This window comes from Streptomyces chlorus (assembly GCF_042655885.1).
In the GTDB taxonomy this organism is placed as follows: Bacteria; Actinomycetota; Actinomycetes; order Streptomycetales; family Streptomycetaceae; genus Streptomyces; species Streptomyces chlorus.
In genome coordinates this window covers 206141-230442 of the sequence record NZ_JBHSOA010000014.1, presented here as the reverse complement: position 1 = coordinate 230442, position 24302 = coordinate 206141, and the positions used below count along the sequence as shown (strand labels likewise).

Genomic DNA, 24302 nt, shown 5'->3' with positions numbered 1-24302 from the left:
ATGGCTGTGCAGACTGTTGAAAGCACCACGGAATCCGCCGAGCCCTCGGTCGATCTCGGACCCGCCGTCGCGCTGTCCTGCCGCGAGTGCGGCCACCGCGTACCGCTCGGTCCCGTCTTCGCCTGCCAGGAGTGTTTCGGCCCGCTGGAGATCGCCTACGACTTCTCGGGCTACGACACCGAGGAACTGCGCCGGCGCATCGAAGCGGGCCCCGCGAACATCTGGCGCTACGCGCCCCTGCTGCCCGTCCCCGCCGACGTGGCGACCAAGCCGAACATCAACCCCGGCTGGACCAAGCTCGTCCAGGCCGACAACCTCGCCCGCGAACTCGGCGTCACCGGCGGCCTGTACGTCAAGGACGACTCCGGCAACCCGACGCACTCCTTCAAGGACCGGGTCGTCGCCCAGGCCCTGGAGGCCGCCCGCGCCTTCGGCTTCACCACCCTCTCCTGCTCCTCCACGGGCAACCTCGCCGGTGCCGTCGGCGCCGCCGCCGCCCGCGCCGGCCTGCGCTCCTGCGTGTTCATCCCGCACGACCTGGAGCAGGGCAAGGTCGTCATGGCCGCCGTCTACGGCGGGGAGCTCATCGGCATCGAGGGCAACTACGACGACGTGAACCGCTTCTGCTCCGAGCTGATCGGCGACCCGGCCGGCGAGGGCTGGGGCTTCGTCAACGTCAACCTGCGGCCGTACTACGCCGAGGGCTCCAAGACCCTCGCGTACGAGATCTGCGAGCAGCTCGGCTGGCGGCTGCCCGACCAGATCGTCATCCCCATCGCCTCCGGCTCACAGCTCACGAAGATCGACAAGGGGCTGCGGGAGCTGATCGAGCTCGGCCTCGTCGAGGACAAGCCGTACAAGATCTTCGGTGCCCAGGCGGAGGGCTGCTCACCGGTGTCGACCGCGTACAAGGCGGGCCACGACGTCGTCCGGCCGCAGAAGCCGAAGACCATCGCCAAGTCGCTCGCCATCGGCAACCCCGCCGACGGCCCGTACGTCCTGGACATCGCGCGCCGCACCGGCGGCGCGGTGGAGGACGTGACGGACGAGCAGGTCGTGGAGGCCATCAGGCTGCTCGCCCGGACCGAGGGCATCTTCGCCGAGACCGCGGGCGGCGTGACCGTCGGCGTCACGAAGAAGCTGATCGAGAACGGCGACCTGGACCCGGCCCTGACCACCGTCGTGCTCAACACCGGCGACGGTCTCAAGACGCTGGACGCGGTGGCCGACACCGGTCTGACCGCGACCATCCGTCCCAGCCTGGAGTCGTTCCGAGAGGCCGGCCTCGCCTGACCCCCTCTTCGGAGCCCGGAGGAGGCCGGCGGTCGGCCGGTGGGCTTCCCGTTTCACGGCAGGGCTGCCCCGGGACGCATCCAAGCCGGGGTCCTGCGCAGGCTCCACAGGCCGAAGCCGCCGGCCCGGCGGCCGAAACGTAGAGAATCTTCATCGTTACTGGAGGTCAAGTCGCATGAGCGTGACCGTTCGCATCCCCACCATCCTGCGCACCTACACCGGCGGCAAGGCCGAGGTCGGCGCCGAGGGTGCCACTCTCGGCGACGTCATCGCCGACCTGGAGAAGAACCACACCGGGATCGCCGCCAGGGTCCTCGACGACCAGGGCAAGCTGCGCCGCTTCGTCAACGTCTACGTCAACGACGACGACGTCCGCTTCGAGCAGGGCCTGGACACCGCGACCCCGGACGGTGTGGGTGTGTCGATCATCCCGGCCGTCGCCGGCGGCTGATCATTACCTTCGGTAATCACCCTTACTGAGCGTCCATCGAATTGCCCCCTCCGTGAGAGAAGCGGAGGGGGCAATTCCGTGGGGTTGAACACGATAGAGTCGGGGAACACGGTCCCGATTTCCCCATCGGGAACCATTAATTCCTGCCGCCCGCCCGACTGGATGTAGCCAAAGTCTGGGCCATTTCTGCGGCTTTTGTGGCGTTTGCCCGGTCTGACTTGCCCTGAAATCGGGTGAATTCCCGTCACATTCCGGACCGGCGACGTCGAGATTTCTCGTCCGATTGACCTGTTGCAGAGGGCAGTTGGGCAGATACATTCAGCCGCGGTCGACGCGTTCCGGCGCACGCCCCCAACCGTTTGGGGAGTGAGGTCTGACCCGGATCCGCGAAGTGCGGATCTGTGCAAGGGCCAGTAATAGGGGAGTTAGGCATGGCTCAGGGCACCGTCAAGTGGTTCAACGCGGAGAAGGGGTACGGCTTCATCGCGGTCGACGGTGGTGCGGATGTTTTCGTCCACTACAGCGCGATCCAGATGGACGGCTACCGCACCCTTGAAGAGGGCCAGCGGGTCGAGTTCGAGATCTCGCAGGGCCAGAAAGGCCCGCAGGCCGACATGGTTCGCGTCACCGCCTGAACGCGCTACCAGCAACCACGAGAATTTTCCTGCCGGCGAAGGGCTCGTGTCCCCGGGGTCACCCCGGGGACACGAGCCCTTCGCCTTGCCCCGGGCCCGTCCCGCCGCTCGCCCCCGGGGGCGTGTCCGCCCCGCTGTCCGTCTTGTCCGGGGTGTTCGCGGGTGGCTGAGTGGCCTGCCGATCCTCGAAGGCGCTTGCACTCGCATGGGTCGAGTGCTAATCATTGCGTTAGCACTCTGAAGGTGAGAGTGACAACGTAAGGACCGGGTCGGTGAGGCCCGCGGGCCGGTGGAGCAAGGAACCACCGGGTCTGTGAGCCGTCCGTCGCGGGCGCGGGCGCGGTCCTGGAGTCATCACCCCCAGTCCTGGAGGGACCACTTCACATGGCCAAGATCATCGCGTTCGACGAGGAGGCACGGCGCGGCCTCGAGCGCGGCATGAACCAGCTCGCGGACGCCGTCAAGGTGACGCTCGGCCCCAAGGGCCGCAACGTCGTCCTCGAGAAGAAGTGGGGCGCTCCCACGATCACCAACGATGGTGTGTCCATCGCCAAGGAGATCGAGCTCGAGGACCCGTACGAGAAGATCGGCGCCGAGCTGGTCAAGGAAGTCGCCAAGAAGACGGACGACGTCGCCGGTGACGGTACGACCACCGCGACCGTTCTCGCCCAGGCCCTGGTCAAGGAGGGCCTGCGTAACGTAGCCGCCGGCGCCAACCCGATGGCCCTCAAGCGCGGTATCGAGAAGGCCGTCGAGGCCGTCTCCGGTGCCCTGCTGGAGCAGGCGAAGGACGTCGAGACCAAGGAGCAGATCGCCTCCACGGCCTCCATCTCCGCCGCCGACACCCAGATCGGCGAGCTCATCGCCGAGGCCATGGACAAGGTCGGCAAGGAAGGCGTCATCACCGTCGAGGAGTCCCAGACCTTCGGTCTGGAACTGGAGCTCACCGAGGGTATGCGCTTCGACAAGGGCTACATCTCGGCGTACTTCGCCACCGACATGGAGCGTATGGAGGCGTCGCTCGACGACCCGTACATCCTGATCGCCAACTCCAAGATCGGCAACGTCAAGGACCTGCTGCCGCTCCTGGAGAAGGTCATGCAGTCGGGCAAGCCGCTGCTGATCATCGCCGAGGACGTCGAAGGCGAGGCCCTGTCGACCCTGGTCGTCAACAAGATCCGCGGCACCTTCAAGTCCGTCGCGGTCAAGGCCCCGGGCTTCGGCGACCGCCGCAAGGCCATGCTCGGCGACATCGCCATCCTCACGGGCGGCGAGGTCATCTCCGAGGAGGTCGGCCTCAAGCTGGAGAACGCCACGGTCGACCTCCTGGGCAAGGCCCGCAAGGTCGTCATCACCAAGGACGAGACCACCATCGTCGACGGTGCCGGCTCGGCCGACCAGGTCCAGGGCCGCGTGAACCAGATCCGCGCCGAGATCGAGAACAGCGACTCGGACTACGACCGCGAGAAGCTGCAGGAGCGCCTGGCGAAGCTCGCCGGCGGTGTCGCGGTCATCAAGGCCGGTGCCGCCACCGAGGTCGAGCTCAAGGAGCGCAAGCACCGCATCGAGGACGCCGTTCGCAACGCGAAGGCGGCCGTCGAGGAGGGCATCGTCGCCGGTGGCGGCGTGGCCCTGCTCCAGGCCTCCCAGGTGTTCGAGAAGCTGGAGCTCGAGGGTGACGAGGCGACCGGCGCCAACGCCGTGAAGATCGCGCTCGAGGCCCCGCTGAAGCAGATCGCCGTGAACGCCGGCCTCGAGGGCGGTGTCGTGGTGGAGAAGGTGCGCAACCTGACCCCGGGTCACGGTCTGAACGCCGCGACCGGCGAGTACGTCGACCTGGTCAAGGAAGGCATCATCGACCCGGCCAAGGTGACGCGTTCCGCGCTGCAGAACGCCGCGTCGATCGCCGCGCTGTTCCTGACCACCGAGGCCGTCATCGCCGACAAGCCGGAGAAGGCCGGCGCGGCCGCTCCGGGCGGCATGCCGGGCGGTGACATGGACTTCTGAGCCTGACTCACCTCAGGTTCGGACCCGGTCCGTCGGTACCGAGGGCGGCACTTCCTGCACAGCAGGGGGTGCCGCCCTCGGGCGTCTTCGGACCGGCGGGGTTCAGTCGGCGTAGTCCTTGAGCCTCTCGGTGTCGAGGGTGATGCTCACCGGGGGCGGAAGCTCGACGGTCGCCCCCCAGGGTTGAAGTGCTCTCCCGGCTTCAGCCGGGAGAGCACTTCAATTTTCCGTTGATGTATTCGAGCCGCACGGTTTCGGGCGCGGCCTCGGCCAGCTCCTCGAACTCGTCGACGTCGAGCGGCCCGTGCCGGATGCGCAGCCGTCCGCCGAGGAACTCCAGCCGGTTGCGGATCTCCCTCGGAGCCCTGCGGACGAGCTCCTCGAAGTCCTCGACGGACATCTGCGGGCGTTCAGCGGTGTCACGGGTCATGGCGTCGCCTCCTTCCCTCCATCGTGCCCCGGGGTGGTGTCGCCGGACCGTAGGAGCCGTCATACGGGTGTCCTTTCGCGTCGTTTCTGGGACATCGCAGCGCGGATCCCGGCCGCACGGGCCTGGACCGTGGTGACGGACAGGGGCGTGTGGGAGCGGGCGAGGGCGCGTTCGCCCCGACACGCGCCGCAGAGGCCGCCCGGTAGCGCCTCGGGAGGCCCCGGCGTACGGCACTTCGCGCATTCCAGGAGCCGCAGGGGCGGGCGCTGAGCCGGGGCAGGGGGCGGCTCGGGCGGGAGCTTGTCGGTCAGGCGGCGGCGGAGCAGGGCGGCCGGGTGGTGCACCGGTGCGGGCAGGCCGGCGGTGAGGGCGGTGCGTACGGTCTCATCGGTGGCGCCGCGCGCGAACCACTCCGCCACCAGCGGGGCGAGTCGCGTGCAGTCGGCCTGGGAGAGCGACAGCGCGGGCGCGTCGACGAGCTCGCGCCGTACGACGCGGCGTCGCTCAGGACGCTGAGTTGAGCTGAGCCCCGGAGGCGGGGAGCCGGCGCGCGCGTCCCGCAGGGAGTGTGCGCCGGCTCCCCGCCTCTTCTCCCTGTGTGGCTTCCGGCGTGGCTTCCCGCTTCGGCCTCCAGGTCCGCTCCAGGCCTGCTCCAGGTGTCCGTTTCATGGCGACAAGACAGACCAAAAGGCCCGGCTGTATTAACTTGCTTAACTCAATTAAGCTCTATAAGGTTGCCCAAGTCAATTAGAACTGAGCCACGACGGAGAGCTCCCTCATGTCCGACGCACCCATCCGGCCCGCCGAGGCCAGGGAATCCGCGCCGCCCAAACCCAACGCCGTGGTGGCCGTCCTGGCCTTCGGCGGCATCGTCGTCTCGCTGATGCAGACGCTGGTCATCCCGATCGTGGGACAGCTGCCGAAGTTCCTGAACGCCTCGGCGTCGGACACCGCCTGGGCCATCACCGCGACCCTGCTCGCCGCGGCCGTCGCGACCCCGGTCATGGGGCGCCTCGGCGACATGTACGGCAAGCGGCGCATGCTCCTGCTCAGCATGAGCATGCTGATCGTCGGCTCCGTGGTCGCCGGACTCAGCGACAGCCTGACCCCGATGATCGTCGGCCGTGCCCTGCAGGGCCTCGCGTCCGGTGTGATCCCGCTCGGCATCAGCATCCTGCGCGACGAACTCCCCGCCGAGCGGCTGGGATCGGCGACCGCGGTGATCAGCGCCTCGCTCGGTGTCGGCGGCGCCCTCGGCCTGCCCGCCGCCGCGCTCATCGCCGACAACTTCGACTGGCACGCGCTGTTCTGGACCTCGGCGGCCCTCGGCGTCGTCGCGCTCGCCCTGGTGGCCGTCCTCGTACCGGAGTCGAAGGTGCGCACCGGCGGCCGGTTCGACGTACCCGGCGCGATCGGGATGGCGGCCGGCCTGATGTGCCTGCTGCTCGCGATCTCCAAGGGCGCCGACTGGGGCTGGGGGAGCGGCACCACGCTCGGCCTGTTCGCGGTGGCCGTCGTCATCCTGGTGGCCTGGGGCTCCTACGAGCTGCGCGTCACCGAGCCGCTGGTGGACCTGCGGGTCTCGGCCCGCCCCCAGGTGCTGGTGACCAACGCCGCCTCGGTGGCGATCGGCTTCGCGATGTTCTCCATGTCCCTGGTCATCCCGCAACTGCTCCAGCTCCCGGAGCAGACCGGCTACGGCCTGGGCAAGTCGCTGCTGACGGCCGGCCTGGTCATGGCCCCGTCCGGCCTGGTGATGATGGCGCTGGCCCCGGTCTCCGCCCTTGTCTCCCGCGCCAAGGGGCCGAAGGTGACGCTGATGATCGGCGCCCTGATCGTCGCCGTCGGCTACGGGCTGAACGTCGTCCTCATGGCCGAGGTGTGGCACTTCGTGCTGGCGTCCTGTGTCATCGGCGCCGGTATCGGCTTCTGCTACGGGGCGATGCCCGCGCTCATCATGGGTGCCGTGCCCGCCTCCGAGACGGGCTCCGCGAACAGCCTCAACACCCTGATGCGGTCCCTGGGCACGTCCGTCGCCAGCGCCGTCGCCGGTGTCGTCCTGGCCCAGATGACCACGCGGCTCGGTTCGTTCGCGGTGCCGTCCGAGGACGCCTTCCGTACGGTGCTGGCGCTCGGCGCGGGTGCCGCGCTCGTCGGGTTCGTCGTGGCGGCCTTCATCCCGCGCCGGCGCCCGGAGGGTCCGACCGTGGCGCGTGCGGAGAGCGCGAAGGGCTCGACCGGGGCGGGGACCGAGTCCGCCGAGGTTCCGGCAGTCAAGGCGTAGCCACAGGGCTGCGGGGGCGCGGGGGTACGGGGGCGCGGGCTTACGGATTCCCGGTCGGCTCGCCGCCGGCCCGGACCGTGGTGCCCCACACGCGCAGTACCTCGTAGTCGGTGAACTCGAGCAGCAGCCGGTACGCCATGGCGGGCCGGGGCCCGCGCCGCTCGGCCGCGATGAACAGTTCGGCCTCGCGCCGGTCGCGGCGCGGGGTGCCGCACAACTGCCACGCCTGACCGTTCCACAGCTCCGGCAGCCAGCGCTGCTGGGGCTGGGGGCGGTCGCTGTGCATTCCGTACCGGGACGGTACGGGCCCGGTGGGCGCGTGCTGGGGCGCCGGCCCGTTGAACTCGGCGCGGCGGGCCGTACGGCGCCGGGTCTCGCACAGCAGGCACAGGTCGGGGGCGCTCTCGTCGACCGGGCCGGTGGGGTGCTCGGGGCAGCGCGTGCTGGGCACGGCCGTGCTGACGCTCTCCTCCAACCGGTCCAGCGCTCGTTTCAGGTCCGCCCGGACCTCGTGCAGCTTGGCGTCCGGGGAGTCCCCGGACAGGGCCTCGCCGTGCTCACCGAGGACGCGCAGGGCGCGGCCCAGGGCGGTGAGCTGCGCGTGGTTCATGGTCGCCTCCGGAGTGGGGTGGGCGGGTCCAGTATCCCAGGCCCGGATGCGAGGGGTTCGGGCCCGGGTCAGCCCGTGGCGTCCTGCGGTCCCGGTGCCTGTGCCAGCGCGGTGCGCAGGTGGCCGTGGGAGCCGGTGAGGAGGCGGGCCGCGGTCGGGCCGTCCACGTCGGCCAGCAGGACCAGGACGGCGTTCTTCACCTCGCCGTCCGTGGCGGCCAGGGCGCGCTCGATGTCGGCGTCCGCCGCCCCCGTCGCGAGGGCGACGATACGGCGGGAGCGGGCGCGCAGCTTCTCGTTGGAAGCGCGCACGTCGACCATCAGGTTCCCGTACGTCTTGCCCAGCCGGATCATCGTGATCGTCGAGATCATGTTGAGGACGAGCTTCTGGGCGGTGCCGGCCTTGAGACGGGTGGAGCCGGCCAGCAGCTCCGGGCCGACGACCACCTCGATGCCGTGCTCGGCCGCGGCGGCGAGCGGGCTGCCCGCGTTGCAGGCGAGGCCCACCGTCAGGGCGCCCCGCGCGCGGGCGTGCGTGACGGCGCCGACGGCGTACGGCGTGCGCCCGGAGGCGGAGACGCCGACCACCGTGTCGTCGGCGGTCAGTACCAGCGCGTCCAGGTCGGCCGCGGCCAGCTCCGCGGAGTCCTCGGCGCCCTCGACCGAGGTGACCAGGGCGCCGGGGCCGCCCGCGATCAGGCCGACGACCTGGCCGGGGCCGGTGTTGAAGGTCGGTGGGCACTCGGAGGCGTCCAGAACGCCCAGCCGGCCGGCGGTGCCCGCGCCCGCGTAGACCAGCCGGCCGCCCCGGGCTATCCTCTCGGCCACGGAGTCGATCGCGGCGGCGATCGCGGGCAGCTGCTCGGCCACGGCGGCGGCGACGGTGGCGTCCTCGCCGTTCATCAGCCGGGCGATGCCGAGGGTGGGCAGCCGGTCGACGTCCGCCAGCTCCGGACGGAACGCCTCGGTGGTCAGGGTCTCCAACTCGGCACGGAGAGTGCGGGGCCGGGGCGTGTCGGGCGTCTCGGGCGCGGAGGACTCGGAGGACTCGGACGTGTGGGTCATGGAACGGCTTTCTCCGGTCTGTCCGGTGCTGGAACTGTGGTGGGGGGCGGGGCCGCGGCTAGCGGGAACCGCTCCGGTGCCGGTGGGCCAGTGCCTCGTACGACGCGGACAGCGCGGGGGCGGCCGACTCGTAGGTGCGCTGGGCGATGCCCACGAACAGGCAGTCCACCACCAGGAGCTGACTGGTCCGGGACGACATCGCGGCCGGGCGCAGCTCGCTCTCGCGGGCCGTGGACGTGGTCAGTACGTGGTCGGCGTACTGGGTGACGGGCCCGTCCGGCCGGCCGGTGACCGCGATGGTCGTCGCCCCGCGCTCGAAGGCGACCCGGAGCGGTTCGATGACGTCGCCGGTCGAACCGGAGTGCGTGATGGCGATGGCCACGTCACCGGCGCGCAGCTGCACCGCGTTGGTGACGGCGAGGTGCGGGTCGCCGGGGGCGTGGGCTATCAGCCCTATGCGCAGCAGTTTCTGGGTGAGGTCCTGGGCGACCAGGCCGGAGGCGCCGATGCCGTACACGTCCGTCCGGCGGGCGCCGGCCAGGGCGGCGACGGCCGCGTCGAGCTGGCCGGTGTCCAGACCGGCGGCCGTGTCGGCGAGGGTCTGCTGCTCGTCGTAGGCGAGTTTCGCGACGACGTCGGCGATGGGGTCGTCCACCGCGATGTCGGTGGTGATCGCGGGGGCACGGCCCGACTCCTGCTGGGCGGCGAGCCCGGCGAGGGCCAGGCGCAGGTCGCGGTAGCCGGGGTAGCCGAGCAGGCGGGCCGTGCGGACGACGGTGGCCTCGCTGGTGCCGGTGAGTTCGGCGAGGCCGGTGACCGTGAGGGCCGCGCAGCCGGCCGGGTCGCCCGCGACGGCCTCGGCGACCCGCTGCATGGAGCGGGTCATCGACGGCGCCAGCGTACGGACCTTGGCCGCGAGGGCGGCGGGAGCGGGCGGGGCCGGAGGGGCCGGCGGGGCCGGAGGGGTGGCCCGGGCGGACGGGGTGGCGGCGGAACCGCCGCGGGCACCGGTGCCGCGCCGGTCCGCGAAAATTTCCTTCACATCCTGGGTCACCGTTGAAAGATATTTTCGTTTCGGTGGCGGGGTCAAGAGTGCGCACAATGGGGGCATGGACCCCCACGACGCCCCCGACGGCACCGACGACACCCCCGTCGGCCCCGTCAGCCCTTTGGAGCAGGCGCTGCACGCGGCACGTGCCCTCGTGCTCGCCGACCTGGTCGCGCACGAGGTCGCCGAGGCGGAGATCGTCTCACTCGTCGAGGAGTCCGTGGCGCAGCGCCGCTGGTGGGTCGAACAGTGGCCCCAGGGCGCCGAGTTCGTGGCCGGCCTGGTCGCCCAGGACGTGCAGGACGCCCTGCTGGAGCGGTACGGCCGCTGGCCGCTGTGCCCGGTGTGCGGCTCCGGCGACCCGCACGCGCTGGAGGTGGAACCGGAGCTGGGCCCCGACCCGCACTGGGTGTGCCATCAGTCGGGCGTGAAGGTCGCGGCGGTGGGCTCGCTGAGCGGGGCACCGGGCGGCGGGGAGGGTGGGGCGGCCTCGGCGTGACCGTGTACATCGACCCGCCCACCTGGCCGGGCCACGGCCGACTCTGGTCCCACCTGGTCAGCGACGTCTCCTACGACGAACTGCACGCCTTCGCCGCCGCCCTCGGCGTCCCCCGCCGCGCCTTCGAACGCGACCACTACGACATTCCCCAGCACCGGTACACGGACGTCGTGCTCGCCGGTGCGGTGGAGGTCAGCAGCCGCGAGGTGGTACGGCTGCTGCACGGGGCGGGCCTGCGGGTGCGCAAGAGCGCGAGTCGATCACGGTGACACGGTGGCACGGTGCTGGTCGGCAGCGGCGGTGGAGGCCGCCGAACTCCCCACGCGGGCCGTTGCGCAGCGGAGAGCCCCAGGATCGCATCAACCGATCCGGTGGTGCCGCGGTCCTCTTCCTGCGCGGGGCACGGTGGGCTGTCCCGGCCGCACTCCAGTGGTCCGCGGCAGCCTCTCAGCTTGGGAAGCTGAGGTGATCTGGGGCTCGACGCAGGGCTGTCCTGCGGCGGAAGGGCTTCGACACCTGGTGGCGGGTCCGTTGATTCCCCGGTGTTCCCCGTGGTTCCCCGCAGGATCTGGCACGCGTCTGGCACGTCCTCTTCGTCCCAAATCACTGGCTGGACGGTCACTTACCGTTGATGATCAAGCATCGACCGGCCCGAGTACTTCGTCGGCGCTGCGGGGCTCTGTACGCGGCTGCTGATTGAGCTTGTGACGCGCGATGGAGGACCGCCGGTAGACCTCCTTGCGGGCCCGCATGATGTTGCCCAGGGGTGTGTGCTCGGCGGTGACCCGCCAGGGTGTGAAAGACAGCGAGTCCATCTTCTCCAGGTTCTCCGGGCCGGAGACGTCCTGCTGCGGCAGCCGCAGCTTCGCCACGGTGACGGACGGCGAGAGCTGCTCGGGCCACTCCACGGTCGTGTCCTCCACCGGCATGCGCTTCAGGTCGGTGCAGAGCTGGACCTGGATGTCGAAGGCGTAGGGCCGCTCCTGGAGCTCGGCTTGCAGGGCCGGTCGGAAGACCTCCGCCGCCGAGGCCGGATCGATGTCGCGCCGGACCACCGCGGCGGCGAAGTCCGGGTCGGGGGTGATGCGCACCTTGGCGATGTAGTCCCCGTGCCGGACCGCGCCCATCGTCCAGTAGCTCGACAGCAGTACGTTGACCGGAGGGATCTTTGACAGGCGCAGGAACGCCAGGAACTCGTCCCACGCCCAGTTGTCCTGATCCAGCGTTCCCTTTCCGGTCACGAACTCGGTGAAGAAACGATGTGCTCCGGGTCGGCCCTGGGAGAAGTAGGCCGGCGCGTTCAGGAACAGTTCCTGGATGAACAGGTAGTGCTCGACCGTGTTGCAGAAGAAGATCGGTCCGTTGATGTTGGCGTAGTCGAAGGTGCCCGTGTCCGGTTCGTCTTCCAGCAGGGTCGGGCCGGGGATGTTGAACATCTTCAGTGCCAGTCCGGTGGCGGCGCCCAGCCGTGCGTCTGCTCCGGCGTGAGGCGAGCCGTTGGAGAAGCGGATGAGCGCATCGTGGGTTCCCGGAGTCGCGTAGATGCCCTGGGCGTACTCGGGGGGTAGCCCGTCCAGGATCTCCACTTCCCCTCGGACCAGCCCGTAGCCCTTGGCGTGGGCGTCGCGCAGGGCCCGGCCGGTGCCACCGGCTTCGACGGAGTCGGCGATGTAGCTCTCGGTCTTGCCGATCACCGTCTGCAGGGTGCGGTCGAAGTTCGGATCGTCGGCTTCAACGTCAGGCGTATAGCGGACGAACTGTGCTGCCATGGTGTCGAACCCTCCTCGAAGACCGTGGTGGGAACTGTCCTCAGCCCTCCAGTTCCGCGAGCCAGCGCAAGGCGCGCAGCCCCGGCACGAAGCAGTACTCACCGCCCCGGGTGACCACGAAGCTGGGCAGGTTCTGCAGACGACGCCGGACCGGCTTCTCCGGGATGGTGACGGTGCCGGTTCCGCCGTGATGGCCGGCTACCGCGTCCTTCTCGCCGGGGTAGCCGATGAAGTTGCCGTCGTTGATCCACTGGGCCTTGATGAACTCGAACTGCCGTTCCAGATGGGTGCCGAGGAACACTCCGACCAGGCCACGCTCGGCGCCGTCGTCTTCCAGCACACCCTCCGGCAGCGGCGGGCCGTAGGTGGTGCCGCGGCGGATGAGGCGATGCATCCGTGCGTCGCCGATGATGGTGGAATCGCGGGGGTTGGTGCGCCGGATGTGCGCACCGGCGGGGCACCGGTAGCCGCGATCGTCGTGCTCCCGGTACAGGAAGTTGTTGACGCGGTGCGGATCGGCCGCCAGCTCCGGATCATCGTGCTCCGGTGCCAGTGCCAGCGGTGCTCCGCTCGGCCAGCGCCCCACCATCTTCGCCGCCAGGAGTGCCTCCTGCTCGGCGCTGGAGCTGTTCGCGCGCAGAAACCGGCGCCAGGCCGCCACGTTGGTGTGGGCCTTGCGCACGGCTGCGTAGGTCCCGTTGCGGCCCAGCACATCGGGGGTGGGCATGGGCGGCAGGCTGCCGGTTTCGTCGGGGTGGCCGAGGATGAACTCGCCGGCTTTGATGGGAGTTTCCTGCGGGTTGGAGCCGGGCAGTCCGACGCCCTCGATGTTCGGATGGCTGATGCCGTCACGGAAGCCGAAGGTGGTGCGCCCGGTCGGGAGCTGGCGGACCTCCTGCTGCCAGATCACCTGGACACCGGATGTGTCCTCGAAGGCGACACGGGCCTGCTCCAGCTTCTTGCCCAGCTGTGCCGCATCGGAGGCGAGGGCGCTCAACGCGATATGGACATCGCCTGTTCCGAACGGTGCCTCCCAGTGGTCCGGGGCACTCTCGCCCACGTCACCGATCAGCTCTGCCCGGGCGGCCATGCCCTCACGAAACGCCCGCGGAAAGCTGTCCAGCGACTCCTGGGGCACTCCCAGGGCCCTCAGCCCCTGATAGGTGAACGCCACAGCCACCCAGGCATCCTGGCTCCGGTCCGCGCTGGGCAGACCACCCGAGGTCACCGGAAGCAGCCGCCGCAGCAGGGCGCGCCCGGCGTGGCGGTCATCGACGCGCAGGAAGATGAACTTTCCCTCGTAGGGCACGGGCCGCGGGCGTAGGGCCCCGCTCTGGACGTCGTCGATCTCGATGCGCACGCCGGCCGCGCTGCGGCTGTTCGCAGTGTTCATGATCGCTTGTGCCTCCACATCGGTCTCTGCCTGGGCAGCCCCGCAGCAGCCGACCCGCACCCGCCGAAGCGGTCCAACGTTGGGTCGGGTCCGCGGGTCGGTTATGTCCGGGTTCTGGGCTGTCCGGGTTTAGGCCGAGGCTTCCTCCAGCAGCTTCTGGAAGGCGGGTGTGGCCACCAATTCCGCGTTGGCCGGGTTGTCCAGCGCTGTCCGGAACTCGGTGGTGTCCAGCACGTCCTGGAACGCGTTGTCCACGCGCTGGTCCTTGTAGATCTGCTGAACGGTCAGATCGGGGTACGCGCTGACGAAGACCCCTGCGGGCTCCTGGTGGGCGAGGAACCAGTCCTTGACCCCTGGATCTTTGATGCCGGGGAACCCTTCGCTGTGTGAGAAGACCTTGTCGAAGCGGGCCCCGACCACCGTCTTGGCGAAGTCGTCGATGTAGGTGTCCCAGGAGCCGTCGAAGACGCTGGCGAACATGAACCTGGTGTCGTTGTCGAAAATGACGTGCCGTGCGTCATGCAGCGTGCCGATCTGGCGCAGTGCCGCATGGACATTCTCGTCATTCGCCGCGTCGCCGAGCCAGGTGAGATCCTCGCGCAATGCATCGGCCTCGCCCGGCTTGATCTTGGTGAAAACGGTGAACTCGTTACAGACCCCATCCATCCTGCCCGGGTGCTCATGGTGAGCCGACGGGGTTGCGCCTGTCGTCGCAGCCATCGCGAGGTCCTCCTGCCACGGATCGGTGCGAGGGTCCCCAGCGCCCGGACATGAGGCGCGATCGCCCTCACATCTCCGATCCTCCCTGCGGCTGAGTTGCCTCGCATCTCGGCCCCTGGGCGTTGTGGTCACCTGGGGTGGTATCTCGAAGCTCCGGCAATCGCGGGGCCGCCTGCCCGGTGCGGCAGGCCGACGCCGGGGTCCTCACGTCCCGAGAAGCTCCCGAGGACAGATCCAGCCAGGCGCAGGAAGATGGAATTCGGTGAGACGTGCCGAGTACGTCGTCATCACCGTTGCCGGGCAGCCACTTCCGCGCGGCCGCGAAGACAGTGTCGCAGCCCATCGCGCACCAGCCCGTTGCGCCGCCCGGGCGACCGGGTCATCCGCTTCCGCAGCCCCCCTGCTCCACTGGATCGACACCCGGAGGCAACCATGGGCCACGTTCTCGGTGACGTGCTGGGTCTCGCGGCCGCAGTCGCCGTCAGCCCGCTCCCGATCATCGCAATCATCCTCATACTCGCCACGCCTCGGGGACGTCTCAACGGAGTTCTCTTCACCGTCGGCTGGATCCTGGGACTCTCGGTTCTGGGCGCGGTGATGCTGGCGATCGCCTCTCCCGCAGGTGCCTCCGCCCACGGCCACCCGGCCACCTGGGTGGGATTCCTCAAGCTCGCTCTGGGCCTGTTCCTCGTTCTCTTCGGCGCCCGGCAATGGCACCGGCGCCCGAAGGATCCCTCGCAAGCCCAACTGCCGAAGTGGATGGGCGCGATCGACCGCCTCACGCCGGTCAAGGTCTTCGCACTCGGGCTGGCCTTGGCCGCGCTCAACGCCAAGAACGCCCCGCTGACCATCACCGCGGGCGCCTCGATCGGCTCAGCCGGACTGCCGGTCGGGCAGCAGATCGCGTCGCTGGCAATCTTCGTCCTGATCGCCACCCTCGGCCTGCTGGCCCCGTTGGGAGTCTTCTTCCTCGGGGGAGAGCGAGCCAAGACCACGCTCGGCAACTGGAAAGAGTGGGCAGCTCAGCACAACGTCGCCGTGATGGCCGTCCTGTTCTTCGTCCTCGGGCTGAAGCTGCTCGGAGACGGCATCTCCATCCTCGTCTCCTGATGACAGCCGAGGAGTCGTGGGTGTCGGCTGTGAAGGACGGGCAGTCCGCTCGTTGCTGCGGCGTCACCTTTGGAGCTGACGGCAGCCTTGACGGCAACGACGGCACACACGGCCACCTGGCATAAGTGCTGCTCGCGCTCGCCGCAGTGCTGCACGATCGCACCGGCGGTGCCATGCCCATGGCGGACGAAGGGGTGATCGTCGATCAACCAGGCCGACGGCCGCAGCAGCCGGTCGGTGCGTGGCCGCCACACGCCGCATCCCCTCGCGGTAGTCCCAGGTGGACTGGGCGACGAAATGCCCCAGGTTCTGCCTGGGGGTGCCCAGGCGCTCCGCCATCGGCTCCACTGACTTGCGCTTGCCGTCCAGCATCAGCCCGCGCAGGTACTGACGGCCGTAACCACGCTGACCTGCGTAGGCCAGGTACGCGAAGACATCGCCCGTGAACTCCGCGAGATCTACGTTCAGTTCCTCGACTGCCTGACGGTCCATCGCCCCACCGTCCTCCCCGAAGGCATGGTCACGCAGCTACTTCGCGAACCGGTCGAGGACCATGACCAAGCTCTGAACCAGGGGATTGACAGTTTGTTCACGGGCTCTCAGGCCTCTCCAACCTCTCGGAGCTCGTAGACGTACTCGCCCTTCGCCTCGTCCTCGCCGACCCGGGTGAATCCGGCGCGGGTGACGACGCCCTGCGAGGGCGTGTTGGCACGGTCGATGACGGCGGTGACGGTCCGTACGCCGTTCTGGGCCAGCGCCCACGCCGACAAGGTACGCAGCGCCTCCGTGGCGTAGCCGTGGCCGCGGGCGCCCTCGACGAGGTCGTAGCCGATCTCCACGCGTCCGTCCTGGCCCGGAGCGCTGTGGAATCCCATCGCGCCGACGGCGAGGCCGTCCTCCCGCCGGACCAGGACGTAGGCGGTCCACTCCGGCCGGAACTCCCCTTCCTCGTACTGCTTGGCCATCATCCCGGCGCCGATCCGGGTGCCCTCGGCGGGAGCGGAGCCGACCCACGCGAAGCCGCCGTCACCGCCCGTGCCGAGGTCGGCGGCGCTCGCCGGCGTGAGGCCCTCCAGGTCGAGCCGCTCGCCGCGGAGCACCGGATTGTTGCTCCAGCGCCATGGGCCGACGGGCTCGCGCCCCGGCAGCTCGCCGCGCCCGGTCGCCCACAGCAGGGTCTGCCAGGGGGTGGGCCCCGGCCGGACCCGCGGAAAGATCCGGGTGAGGACGAACGAGGCCAGCTCGGCGGGCGGTTCGTACCGTATGCCCAGGCCCTCGGTGATGTCGTGGGTGTGCAGTAGCACCTCGGCCACACCCATCGCGGCGAAGCCCTCGCGGTTCGCGTGCCGGAAGGGGTACGGGTGGAAGGCGCGGACCGCGCGCGGGGTGGTGCGGATCGTGGCGGCGAGGAGGGCGCCGGTCGTGGTGATCACCTGGAGGACGCCCGCGTTGCCGGCGGGGTCCAAGCCGTCGTCGGTGCCGTCGAGGGTGATCTCGAAGGGTATGTACGCGTCCTGCGCCCGGCCGGCCAACTGACCGGCGTACGCGAGGAGATCGGAGGCGATGTGCACCGCGGTCTCCCGGCAGCCCCACTCCAGCCGCCCGGCTCGCACACCTTCCCACTCCCGGTCGGTGACCACACCCAGGGCCGCCACGCAGTCCGCGACGGCCTCCTCCACTTGTTCCGCTCCCAAGGCATGCATGAGGGGAAGGCTATGAGGACGGTGGCGTCGGGGTCGACAGCATTTCCAGCTCGCCGCGGATGTTGTACCGGGCCGTGGCCTCCCAGTGCTCCCGTCCGTACGGCGTGCGGAACAGGCGGGGCAGGTCGAGGAGCCGGCGCAGTACGGCGGCCCGTCCCTCGCGGAAGGCGTCGCCGGGGACGAAGTGGTACTCCGCGCGGACGGCAGCGGTGTAGGCGGCGTACGCGGACGGGGGCGAGGCGAGGATCGCCAGATCGGCGTCGCACAGCACCTGGCCGTCACGGTCGTCGTCGGCCGGGTCGTGGGTGGCGGTGAGCCGCACCAGTCGCGTCACCTCGGCGACCTTCGCCTCCGGAACCCCGGCCTCGGCCAGCGCCCGCTCGGCCAGCCGCGCCGACCGCTCCTCGTTCTCGGACCGGTCCGGCAGATACACGGCGTCATGGAACCAGGCGGCGAGGCGTACGACGTCGGGGTCGTCCGCGTACGCCTCCAGTTCGTCGACCCGGTCGAGCACGGCGGTGAGGTGCGCGACGGTGTGATACCGCCGCTGATCCTCCTGCCAGCGGCCGATCAGATGGTCGGCGTAGGGCACAGGGTCGGGCCCGCCCCCGGGCTCACGGGCCCCTTCCAGCGCCCGGACGAAACGCTCACGCAGAACATCGGTGTCGGCCATGCGGCCATTGTTCCTGCTGCGTGCCCTGATCCATCAGAGGTCGAGCTCGGCCCGTCCGGTCTTGCCGGGACCGCCGTCTCCGTGCGGCTCGACTCCCATCCGGCTCGCCGGACAGGACACCAGTCAGAGACCTCGGCCGGTCTCGGCTTCGGGGTCCTCAGGAGCGTGGGGCCGGGGTGCTCACGTTTTTCGGCGGACGTGCCACGGGAACGACAGCGTGTACGTCGGCAACGCGGGCAAGGACGCGGCGCTGGACCGGGGCCGACTCCTCGGGCACCCTCTGCGACCCCGTCCCGGACCTGAAGCACCTGCGCGCCGACGCCGTCCCCCGCCGGCTCGAAGCCCCCCGCGAGGCAGGTGAACCAACTCGGTGCCTGCGGCGACCTTGCGGTCCGAGACGTGGGAGATGCCCGACCGGACGAAGAGGCGTTCGGCGGCGTCGGTCTCCGGTTCCGCGAAGAAGGGCGACGACCTGGAACCCGTACCGGCGACCTGACCCCCGCCCGGGCCCGACGACGTGTCGGCAGGCCCGGGCGGTCCACGGAGGAAGCCGCCTGGAAGCCGCCGGCCCAGGGCAATCAGAGCGCGATTTTCGACGAGGGCGACGGCGCGCTGTACTGGCCGGGGCTGCGGCCGCGGAGCTGAACATCTTCGGGGAGTGAGACCGGCCGCGGGGTGCGGGGGCGCGGATCCCCGGTCGGCGGGCGTAGGCTGGATTGGACTAGACCTCTAGGTCGCCAGCTCTCTGGGCTCTAGTCGTCGACGATCCGTGCCTTGACGCCGAGGAATGGGGTTCCATGAGCAAGCGTGCAGTCCTGGAGGTGATTGCCCTCGACGTCGAGGACGCGGTTGCCGCCCAGGCGGGAGGTGCGGACCGGCTCGAGCTGGTCACCGACATGGCGGCCGACGGGCTCACCCCGTCCGCCGCCACCGTCGCCGCCGTCCGCGCGGCCGTCGGCCTCCCGCTGCGGGTGATGCTGCGCCTCGCCGACGGGTTCGCCGCCGGTGACCTCGACCGGCTGGCGCGCACGGCCCACCAGGTGCGGGACGCCGGGGCCGAGGAGTTCGTTCTCGGGTTCCTCGACGCCGACGGCCGGGTGGACCTGGACGCCGTGGAGCGGGTGGCCGGTGCGCTGGACGGCTGCCGCTGGACCTTTCACCGCGCCATCGACCGCGCCGCCGACCGCGACGCCCTCCGCAAGCAGCTCGACGGGCTGCCCGGCCTCGACACCTACCTGACCGCCGGCGCGCCCGGCGGTGTCGCCGACGGGCTGCCCACCCTGCTCGCCGAGGCCCGACGAGGGCGAGAGGGCGAACCCGGGTACCAGCAGCAGCTGCTCGTCGGCGGCGGCCTGCGGCTGGAACAGGTGCCCACCCTGCTCACCGCCGGGATCCGTGCCTTTCACATCGGGGGCGCGGCCCGGCCCGACGGATGGACCGGGCCCGTCTCGGCCGAAGCCGTCGCAAAGTGGCGCCGGGTTGTGGACGGAGGCTGACACCGTCTCCGCCGGATCGGCTCAGTTCAGCAGCTGTTCCGGCAGGGGCGCCGCATGCGTCACGATCAGGCCCGAGACCGCTCGGGTCAGGGCGACGTACAGGCGGCGCAGGCCGGTGCGTTCGTCGGGCTCGCCGTCGACCACGGCGCGTGGCTCGTCCAGGACCACGTAGTCGTACTCCAGGCCCTTCGCCAGGGACGCCGGGACCAGGGTGAGCCGGGTGTCGTACGTCGTCTCCTCGCCCGGCGCGACGTAACCGAGGCCCGCCTCCGCCAGAACCTCCGCCAGCTCCGGGATGCGGGCGTCGGCGGCGATCAGGCCGACCGAGCCCTCGTTGCGCAGCAACTCGCCGCACGCGGATACCACGTCACCCGCCCCCGCGATCCGGCGGACCTCGAAGAAGCCCGGGTTGTCACGGATCGACGCCACCGGCGCCAGGCCCGGCGCGATGTGCGGGAGCAGCCGGGAGGCGTACGCGATCACGTCCGTCGGGACGCGGAAACCGGCGGTCAGCTCCTCGACCACCGCGTCCCGCTTGCCCAGGTGGCCCAGCGCCTCCTCCCAGCTCCGGGTCGCCCACGGCGTGGTGCCCTGGGCCAGGTCACCGAGGACGGTCGCCGAACCGGTCGTGCAGCGCCGGCCCACCGCCCGGTACTGCATGGGGGAGAGGTCCTGCGCCTCGTCGAGCACCACGTGCCCGAGGGAGTGGGTGCGCCGGATCAGGTCGGTGGCCTCGTCGATCAGTACCGCGTCCGCCGCCGACCACTTCGCGGACTTCACCGACCGCGCCGGCTTCGCCCAGAGGATCGCTTTCCGTTCGTCCTCGTCGAGCAGTCCGGCCGCGTGCTCGGCCAGGAACTCCGGGTCCGCCAGCAGCCGCAGGACGAGCTTCGCCGGGTCGACGGCCGGCCAGAGGGCCTTCACCGCCGCCTTCACCGCGCTGTTGCGGGCCACCGCGTCCTGCACCCTGTCGTCCGGTGCCTCCCCGGCCCGCTCCATCTGCACCAGCACGGCGTGCGCGATGCGCTGTGGCAGGGCCTCGCGGGCGGCACCGTAGCGGATGTCCCGGTCGAGCAACTGACGGATCAGGACCTCCAGTTCGTACGCCGGTACCCGCCAGCGGCGCGAGCCGCGCACGACGACGACCGGTTCGGTGGGCATGGTCACGTGCGCGTGGAGGGCCCGGCGCAGTACCTCGGCCATCCTCGCGTCGCCCTTGACAAGCGCGGCCCGCGCGTCGTCCGTCCCGCGCACCTCGACATGGGCCACCAGGTCGTCCACCGTCGCCTGCCCGACCGCCAGCTCGCCCAGCGCGGGCAGCACCTGCTCGATGTAGTGCAGGAAGGACCGGTTCGGCCCGACGACCAGCGTGCCCGCGCGGGCCAGCCGCTCGCGGTGGGCGTACAGCAGGTAGGCGACCCGGTGCAGGCCGACGGCCGTCTTCCCGGTACCGGGGCCTCCCTGCACACAGACGCTGCCCGACAGGCCGGACCGTACGATCTCGTCCTGCTCGGGCTGGATCGTGGCGACGATGTCCCGCATCGGGCCGACACGCGGCCGCTCGATCTCCTGCTGGAGCAGCCTGCTCGTGACCGCTGCCTCCGCCGGGTCGGACAGGTGCTCGTCCTCGTACGCCGTGAGGTCCCCGCCGGTGTAGCCGAAACGGCGGCGCAGCGCGACGTCCATGGGGTCCTTCTTGGACGCCCGGTAGAACGGCTGAGAGACCGGCGCACGCCAGTCGATCACCATCGGGTCGCCGCCGGGGTCGTGCACATGCCGACGCCCGATATGCAGTGTCCGATCAGCGGCCTCCGGCTGCGGGCGCTCGCCCTCGGCCCCCTCCGCCTTCTCGACGCCCGGTGCGTGCAGATAGTCGAGCCGGCCGAAGAACAGCGGGGTGTCGCTGAGGTCGGCCAGGGCCTTGATGCGGTCCCCGATCTGCCGCTCCAGGATCTGCGCGTTGACCCAGTTCGCGGTGACGTCGCGGATGTCGAGGGCCTCGACGTCCTCGCGCATCGCGCGCAGGGCGGTACGGGAGGCGGAAAGGTGGGAGCGCTCGCGGGCCAGTGGGCCTCCGCCGTCGCCGTCAACGGCGCCGTCGACGGTGCTGGTGGCGGGCATGGCTGTGGTGGCGGGCGCGGGTTCGGGGACGTGCGCGGGCACGGGTCTGCCTCCGGCTGGTGCTGGCGGTGATGCCGCGTGATCACGGCATGGCGGACCACCCGGTTTCCGTCCGGGCGGCGGCACTCCGGCGAGGGAGGCGGGAAGGCCCCGGTCGGCTTTCGTTCCTGTGACCGGGGCGAGCGGGAGATTCTAGTCGGCTCCCGCACGCGGGGCGAACGACAAATTCCCTCTGCCGTGCTGCCGTGCTGCCGTCCTGGCTAACTGCCCTCCTGCCACCCCGGCATCAGGGTTCGGGGCTCTGGACCCCTCAGGGGCTCTCAGGGGCGCGGGTCCTCCTCGAAGGGGACACCGTGCGTCTCAGGGCGTACGCGACGGGACCTGAACGGGGGCCCAACGACCGATGCCCCGAACGGGTGATCCGGCGCACTCTGGGCACATGAGCACAGCGACCTTCATCCCAGGCGACCGGTCCCCTGGCCGGGGCGTCCCGCACCGCGGTGCCACCGCCATCGGCTCCGTCCACCACTCCCCGCACCGCCTCGGCAACGCCCTGCGCGCGGTACGGATCTACGCCGAGAGCCTCTTCTCGGTCGCCGTCCTCGGCGAGTACAACGAGGAGGCGGGCGTCCGCCGCCGCTGACCGCGTAGCGCCCGGCCCGGGTCAAAGAGCCGGGCGGCGGTCCGGGGGAAGCAGACCGGCGACGACCTCAAGGGGCCAGCGGCCGTACGGCAGTGCCGCGTCCCCGGCCGGCGGCAGGAGCGCGGACGGCGCGCCCGCAGCTGCCGGCTCCGGTGCCGTGTCGGGGTCCGCCCCGAATGCTGCTTCCTGGACCTGCTCCGTCGGCGTCCCGGGGATCCGTTCGACGAACGGCGGGAGATCCTGCGTGCACCGCGCGCCCTTCGGCGGCAGCGCACCCGTGAGGAAGTAGCGCACCACGTGCCGCTCCACACACGCGCTCGGGTTGTCCAACGCGGTGTGCCCGTACCCGTCCACCGTCAGCAGCCGCGCGCTGCGCAGTTCCTTCACCATGTTCACGGCCGCCTGGTACGGGGTGGACGGGTCGTGGGTCGTGTTCACCACCAGCACCGGGTGGGCGGTCGCCCTGTCCCACGGGCCGGTGTACAGGTCGGCGGCGCGGGCCGGCCAGGAGGCGCACGGCTCGGTGATCCACACCCACCAGCGGCTCAACTCCCCCGCCTCCGCCACCGCCCGCTCCTCCAACCCCGGGTAGAGCCGAGGCGACCGCGGGTTGGGGCTCTCCGCGCACAGCACCGCGAACGACTGCTCGAAGCCCGGATAACGTGTCGCCCCCGCCGGATTGCTGAGCGGTATGAGCGGGCGGCCGATCCACAGCGACTGCAGCAGGTCGGCGACACCGGCCCAGCCGGGGTGCACGGTGTAGAGCCCGCCGCGCACCTCGCTCACCGCCCTCGCGAACGTCCAGTCGCTCGCCGGCCGCTGGGCGAGGCGCGCCATGAGGGTGTCGTACTTGTCGCGGGTGGCCGCCGGGCTGCCCGCCGAGAAGACGCAGCGGGACACCGGCGCGCGCCCGCAGTGGTCGAGGAACTGCCTCAGCGTGTCGGCGGAGCCGAGGTGGGAGCCGAGCCGCAGGAAGGTGTTCAGCCCGGCCATGGCGTCGCCCTCACCCGCCGCCCGGTCCGCGCCCGCTGCCACGCCCGCCGCCGCGCCCAGCCCGTCCACCCAGGCCGCCGGGTCCACGTTCCCGTCGAGGACGAGCCGTCCCGCCCGTTCGGGGAACAGGTTCGCGTAGGTCGCGCCGAGGAGGGTGCCGTACGAGACGCCCCAGTAGTGCAGTTGTTCCTCGCCGAGCGCAGCGCGCAGCAGGTCCAGGTCGCGGGCGGTGTCGGCGGTCGAGACATGGCGCAGCAGTTGCGGATCGCTCTGCGCGCAGCGCTTCGCGAGATCGGCGTAGGCGGCGATGAACGCCTGCTGCCCCCGCTCGCCCACCGGGAACGGCGGGAGCTTCGCCTGCCAGTCGACGGCCTCCTCGGCGGTGCCGAAGCAGCGTACGGCCGTGCTCTCGCCGACCCCGCGCGGGTCCCAGCTGACGATGTCGTAGCGGTCCCGCAGTTCTTTCGGGAACTTGTCGTACAGCTCCGGGAGTCCGACGGTGCCGGGGCCGCCCGGACCGCCGGGGTTGAAGAACAGCGTGCCGACCCGCTTCTCCGGAGCCGCGGCGGGGCGCCTGATCACCGTCAGCTCGATGGTGCGGTCCCCGGGGCGGGCGTGGTCCAGGGGAACGTTCGCCACCGCGCACTCGAACCCGGTCTGCGTCACGTTCCGGCAGTCCTGCCACCGCAGCACCACCTTGTCGCCGCCGCCGTCGCCCCCACCGCCGCCCGGCCCGCCCGCGGCCACCGGGCCGGCCGCCCCGAGCAGCAGCACCACCGCTCCGGCCGCGGCCCCCGCGGCTCTGGTGAGCGGCGTCCGTGGGGCGGTGGCGGTCCTGGGCATGGGCAGGTCCTTCCCTCGCAACAGCCGGGAGACGGGCCCGCGGCAGCAGACCCGCTGCCATACCATCGGCGGTCCACTCGCCGGGCAACCGACACGCGTCCGATCGGGTGGCGCGAGGGAGTGCCGTGCGACGCGCCGAGGGCCGGCCCGAGTTCGTGCACACGCCCGACTGAGTACGTGCACCTGTGTCCGGGCGCCGGGCGCGCGGGTTGTTGACCGGCCCCATGAGCCAGGACCACTCCGCGCCCCTGACGCCGGCAGTGCCCTACCCGCCCGACCGGGACCTCTGGGCCTGGGTCGGGCCCACGGGCACCGCGCAGTCGTCAGGACAGGTTCGCCGCGTACGACGAGGTGTGGTGCGTGATGGACGTGGAGGCGACGGCCCGCGCCCGGACTCTGCGTAACAGCATCGACACCGGTCAGGGATACAAGGGAAACCTCTGGACCGACGTCGATCTCCTCGTGGAAAAGCTGATGGACCAGGCACGGCGGGCCCGAGGCTGATCACGGCGCACGC

The 24302-nt window shown here is 70.9% G+C and carries 24 protein-coding genes and 1 pseudogene; 12 read left to right on the top strand and 13 right to left on the bottom strand.

All coding sequences use genetic code 11. The features are described from left to right. The 4 genes from thrC (at position 1) to groL (ending at position 4386) form a co-directional block, all read left to right on the top strand. A complete protein-coding gene (thrC, locus tag ACFPZI_RS08915) occupies positions 1-1293 on the top strand; it encodes a threonine synthase (RefSeq protein WP_381360520.1) in 1293 nt (430 codons plus the stop codon). Positions 1294-1468: 175 nt separating this feature from the next. Continuing rightward, positions 1469-1744 carry a MoaD/ThiS family protein gene (locus tag ACFPZI_RS08910; RefSeq protein WP_381360519.1) on the top strand — a complete coding sequence of 92 codons (276 nt, stop codon included), beginning with the start codon at positions 1469-1471 and terminating at the stop codon, positions 1742-1744. Between the two features lie 431 nt (positions 1745-2175). After that, a complete protein-coding gene (locus ACFPZI_RS08905) occupies positions 2176-2379 on the top strand; it encodes a cold-shock protein (protein WP_004986573.1) in 204 nt (67 codons plus the stop codon). Positions 2380-2763: 384 nt separating this feature from the next. Further along, on the top strand, positions 2764-4386 hold the full coding sequence (groL, locus tag ACFPZI_RS08900; protein WP_381360516.1) for a chaperonin GroEL: 1623 nt from the start codon (positions 2764-2766) through the stop codon (positions 4384-4386). A gap of 208 nt (positions 4387-4594) precedes the next feature. On the opposite strand, the pseudogene ACFPZI_RS08895 reads toward groL, so the two are convergent. Further along, positions 4595-4786, bottom strand: a pseudogene (locus tag ACFPZI_RS08895) (Uma2 family endonuclease); the annotation flags it as partial. A gap of 89 nt (positions 4787-4875) precedes the next feature. Next, positions 4876-5235, bottom strand: a complete 360-nt coding sequence (locus tag ACFPZI_RS08890) for a hypothetical protein (protein ID WP_381360513.1) — start codon at positions 5233-5235, stop codon at positions 4876-4878. Between the two features lie 359 nt (positions 5236-5594). Between ACFPZI_RS08890 and ACFPZI_RS08885 the strand changes: the two genes are divergently transcribed. After that, positions 5595-7100, top strand: a complete 1506-nt coding sequence (locus tag ACFPZI_RS08885; protein WP_381360511.1) for an MFS transporter — start codon at positions 5595-5597, stop codon at positions 7098-7100. Between the two features lie 40 nt (positions 7101-7140). Here ACFPZI_RS08885 and ACFPZI_RS08880 read toward each other — a convergent pair whose 3' ends face one another. The 3 genes from ACFPZI_RS08880 to ACFPZI_RS08870 all read right to left on the bottom strand — a co-directional run bounded on the left by ACFPZI_RS08880 (position 7141) and on the right by ACFPZI_RS08870 (position 9828). Next, positions 7141-7710, bottom strand: coding sequence for a hypothetical protein (locus ACFPZI_RS08880; RefSeq protein WP_381206611.1), 570 nt, complete (start codon positions 7708-7710; stop codon positions 7141-7143). 68 nt (positions 7711-7778) lie between these two features. After that, the gene (gene murQ, locus ACFPZI_RS08875; protein ID WP_381360508.1) at positions 7779-8774 is read right to left on the bottom strand and encodes an N-acetylmuramic acid 6-phosphate etherase; all 996 of its coding nucleotides are present in this window, start codon (positions 8772-8774) and stop codon (positions 7779-7781) included. A 58-nt stretch (positions 8775-8832) separates the two neighbouring features. Beyond that, positions 8833-9828 carry a MurR/RpiR family transcriptional regulator gene (locus ACFPZI_RS08870; protein WP_381360505.1) on the bottom strand — a complete coding sequence of 332 codons (996 nt, stop codon included), beginning with the start codon at positions 9826-9828 and terminating at the stop codon, positions 8833-8835. A 55-nt stretch (positions 9829-9883) separates the two neighbouring features. Here ACFPZI_RS08870 and ACFPZI_RS08865 point away from each other — a divergent pair, with 55 nt between their 5' ends. Continuing rightward, positions 9884-10321, top strand: a complete 438-nt coding sequence (locus tag ACFPZI_RS08865; protein ID WP_381360503.1) for a hypothetical protein — start codon at positions 9884-9886, stop codon at positions 10319-10321. Then, a complete protein-coding gene (locus ACFPZI_RS08860) occupies positions 10318-10590 on the top strand; it encodes a DUF4031 domain-containing protein (protein ID WP_381360500.1) in 273 nt (90 codons plus the stop codon). Before ACFPZI_RS08865 ends, ACFPZI_RS08860 begins: the two co-directional genes overlap by 4 nt. Positions 10591-10956: 366 nt before the next feature. On the opposite strand, the gene ACFPZI_RS08855 is transcribed toward ACFPZI_RS08860, so the two are convergent. The 3 genes from ACFPZI_RS08855 to ACFPZI_RS08845 form a co-directional block, all read right to left on the bottom strand. Beyond that, positions 10957-12090 carry a catalase family protein gene (locus ACFPZI_RS08855; protein WP_381360497.1) on the bottom strand — a complete coding sequence of 378 codons (1134 nt, stop codon included), beginning with the start codon at positions 12088-12090 and terminating at the stop codon, positions 10957-10959. Positions 12091-12130: 40 nt separating this feature from the next. Continuing rightward, positions 12131-13483, bottom strand: coding sequence for a Dyp-type peroxidase (locus ACFPZI_RS08850; RefSeq protein ID WP_381360494.1), 1353 nt, complete (start codon positions 13481-13483; stop codon positions 12131-12133). Between the two features lie 129 nt (positions 13484-13612). Beyond that, positions 13613-14203: a hypothetical protein gene (locus tag ACFPZI_RS08845; protein WP_381360492.1), complete on the bottom strand. Its 591-nt coding sequence runs from the start codon at positions 14201-14203 to the stop codon at positions 13613-13615. A gap of 432 nt (positions 14204-14635) precedes the next feature. On the opposite strand from ACFPZI_RS08845, the gene ACFPZI_RS08840 reads away from it, so the two are divergent. Continuing rightward, positions 14636-15313, top strand: coding sequence for a GAP family protein (locus ACFPZI_RS08840; RefSeq protein ID WP_381360489.1), 678 nt, complete (start codon positions 14636-14638; stop codon positions 15311-15313). A gap of 63 nt (positions 15314-15376) precedes the next feature. On the opposite strand, the gene ACFPZI_RS08835 is transcribed toward ACFPZI_RS08840, so the two are convergent. From ACFPZI_RS08835 to ACFPZI_RS08825, 3 genes are all read right to left on the bottom strand, one after another. Next, entirely contained in the window at positions 15377-15805 is a 429-nt protein-coding gene (locus ACFPZI_RS08835; RefSeq protein WP_381360488.1) for a transposase, read from the bottom strand. Positions 15806-15912: 107 nt separating this feature from the next. Next, positions 15913-17016 carry a GNAT family N-acetyltransferase gene (locus tag ACFPZI_RS08830; RefSeq protein ID WP_381360485.1) on the bottom strand — a complete coding sequence of 368 codons (1104 nt, stop codon included), beginning with the start codon at positions 17014-17016 and terminating at the stop codon, positions 15913-15915. Positions 17017-17026: 10 nt separating this feature from the next. Then, positions 17027-17689 carry an HD domain-containing protein gene (locus ACFPZI_RS08825; RefSeq protein ID WP_381360482.1) on the bottom strand — a complete coding sequence of 221 codons (663 nt, stop codon included), beginning with the start codon at positions 17687-17689 and terminating at the stop codon, positions 17027-17029. A gap of 370 nt (positions 17690-18059) precedes the next feature. On the opposite strand from ACFPZI_RS08825, the gene ACFPZI_RS08820 reads away from it, so the two are divergent. Both ACFPZI_RS08820 and ACFPZI_RS08815 read left to right on the top strand, forming a co-directional pair. Next, entirely contained in the window at positions 18060-18185 is a 126-nt protein-coding gene (locus tag ACFPZI_RS08820) for a hypothetical protein (RefSeq protein WP_381360479.1), read from the top strand. Positions 18186-18486: 301 nt separating this feature from the next. Beyond that, the gene (locus ACFPZI_RS08815) at positions 18487-19185 is read left to right on the top strand and encodes a copper homeostasis protein CutC (RefSeq protein WP_381360477.1); all 699 of its coding nucleotides are present in this window, start codon (positions 18487-18489) and stop codon (positions 19183-19185) included. A 21-nt stretch (positions 19186-19206) separates the two neighbouring features. Here ACFPZI_RS08815 and ACFPZI_RS08810 read toward each other — a convergent pair whose 3' ends face one another. After that, the gene (locus ACFPZI_RS08810) at positions 19207-21306 is read right to left on the bottom strand and encodes a HelD family protein (protein ID WP_381360641.1); all 2100 of its coding nucleotides are present in this window, start codon (positions 21304-21306) and stop codon (positions 19207-19209) included. A 439-nt stretch (positions 21307-21745) separates the two neighbouring features. On the opposite strand from ACFPZI_RS08810, the gene ACFPZI_RS08805 reads away from it, so the two are divergent. Then, positions 21746-21949 (top strand): hypothetical protein, encoded by a 204-nt coding sequence (locus ACFPZI_RS08805; protein WP_381360474.1) that lies wholly within the window; start codon positions 21746-21748, stop codon positions 21947-21949. Positions 21950-21970: 21 nt separating this feature from the next. On the opposite strand, the gene ACFPZI_RS08800 is transcribed toward ACFPZI_RS08805, so the two are convergent. Continuing rightward, complete coding sequence (locus ACFPZI_RS08800; protein WP_381360471.1) at positions 21971-23785, bottom strand: alpha/beta hydrolase; 1815 nt, start codon at positions 23783-23785, stop codon at positions 21971-21973. A gap of 360 nt (positions 23786-24145) precedes the next feature. On the opposite strand from ACFPZI_RS08800, the gene ACFPZI_RS08795 reads away from it, so the two are divergent. Next, the gene (locus ACFPZI_RS08795) at positions 24146-24289 is read left to right on the top strand and encodes a hypothetical protein (RefSeq protein ID WP_381360469.1); all 144 of its coding nucleotides are present in this window, start codon (positions 24146-24148) and stop codon (positions 24287-24289) included. The last annotated feature ends 13 nt before the right edge of the window (positions 24290-24302 follow it).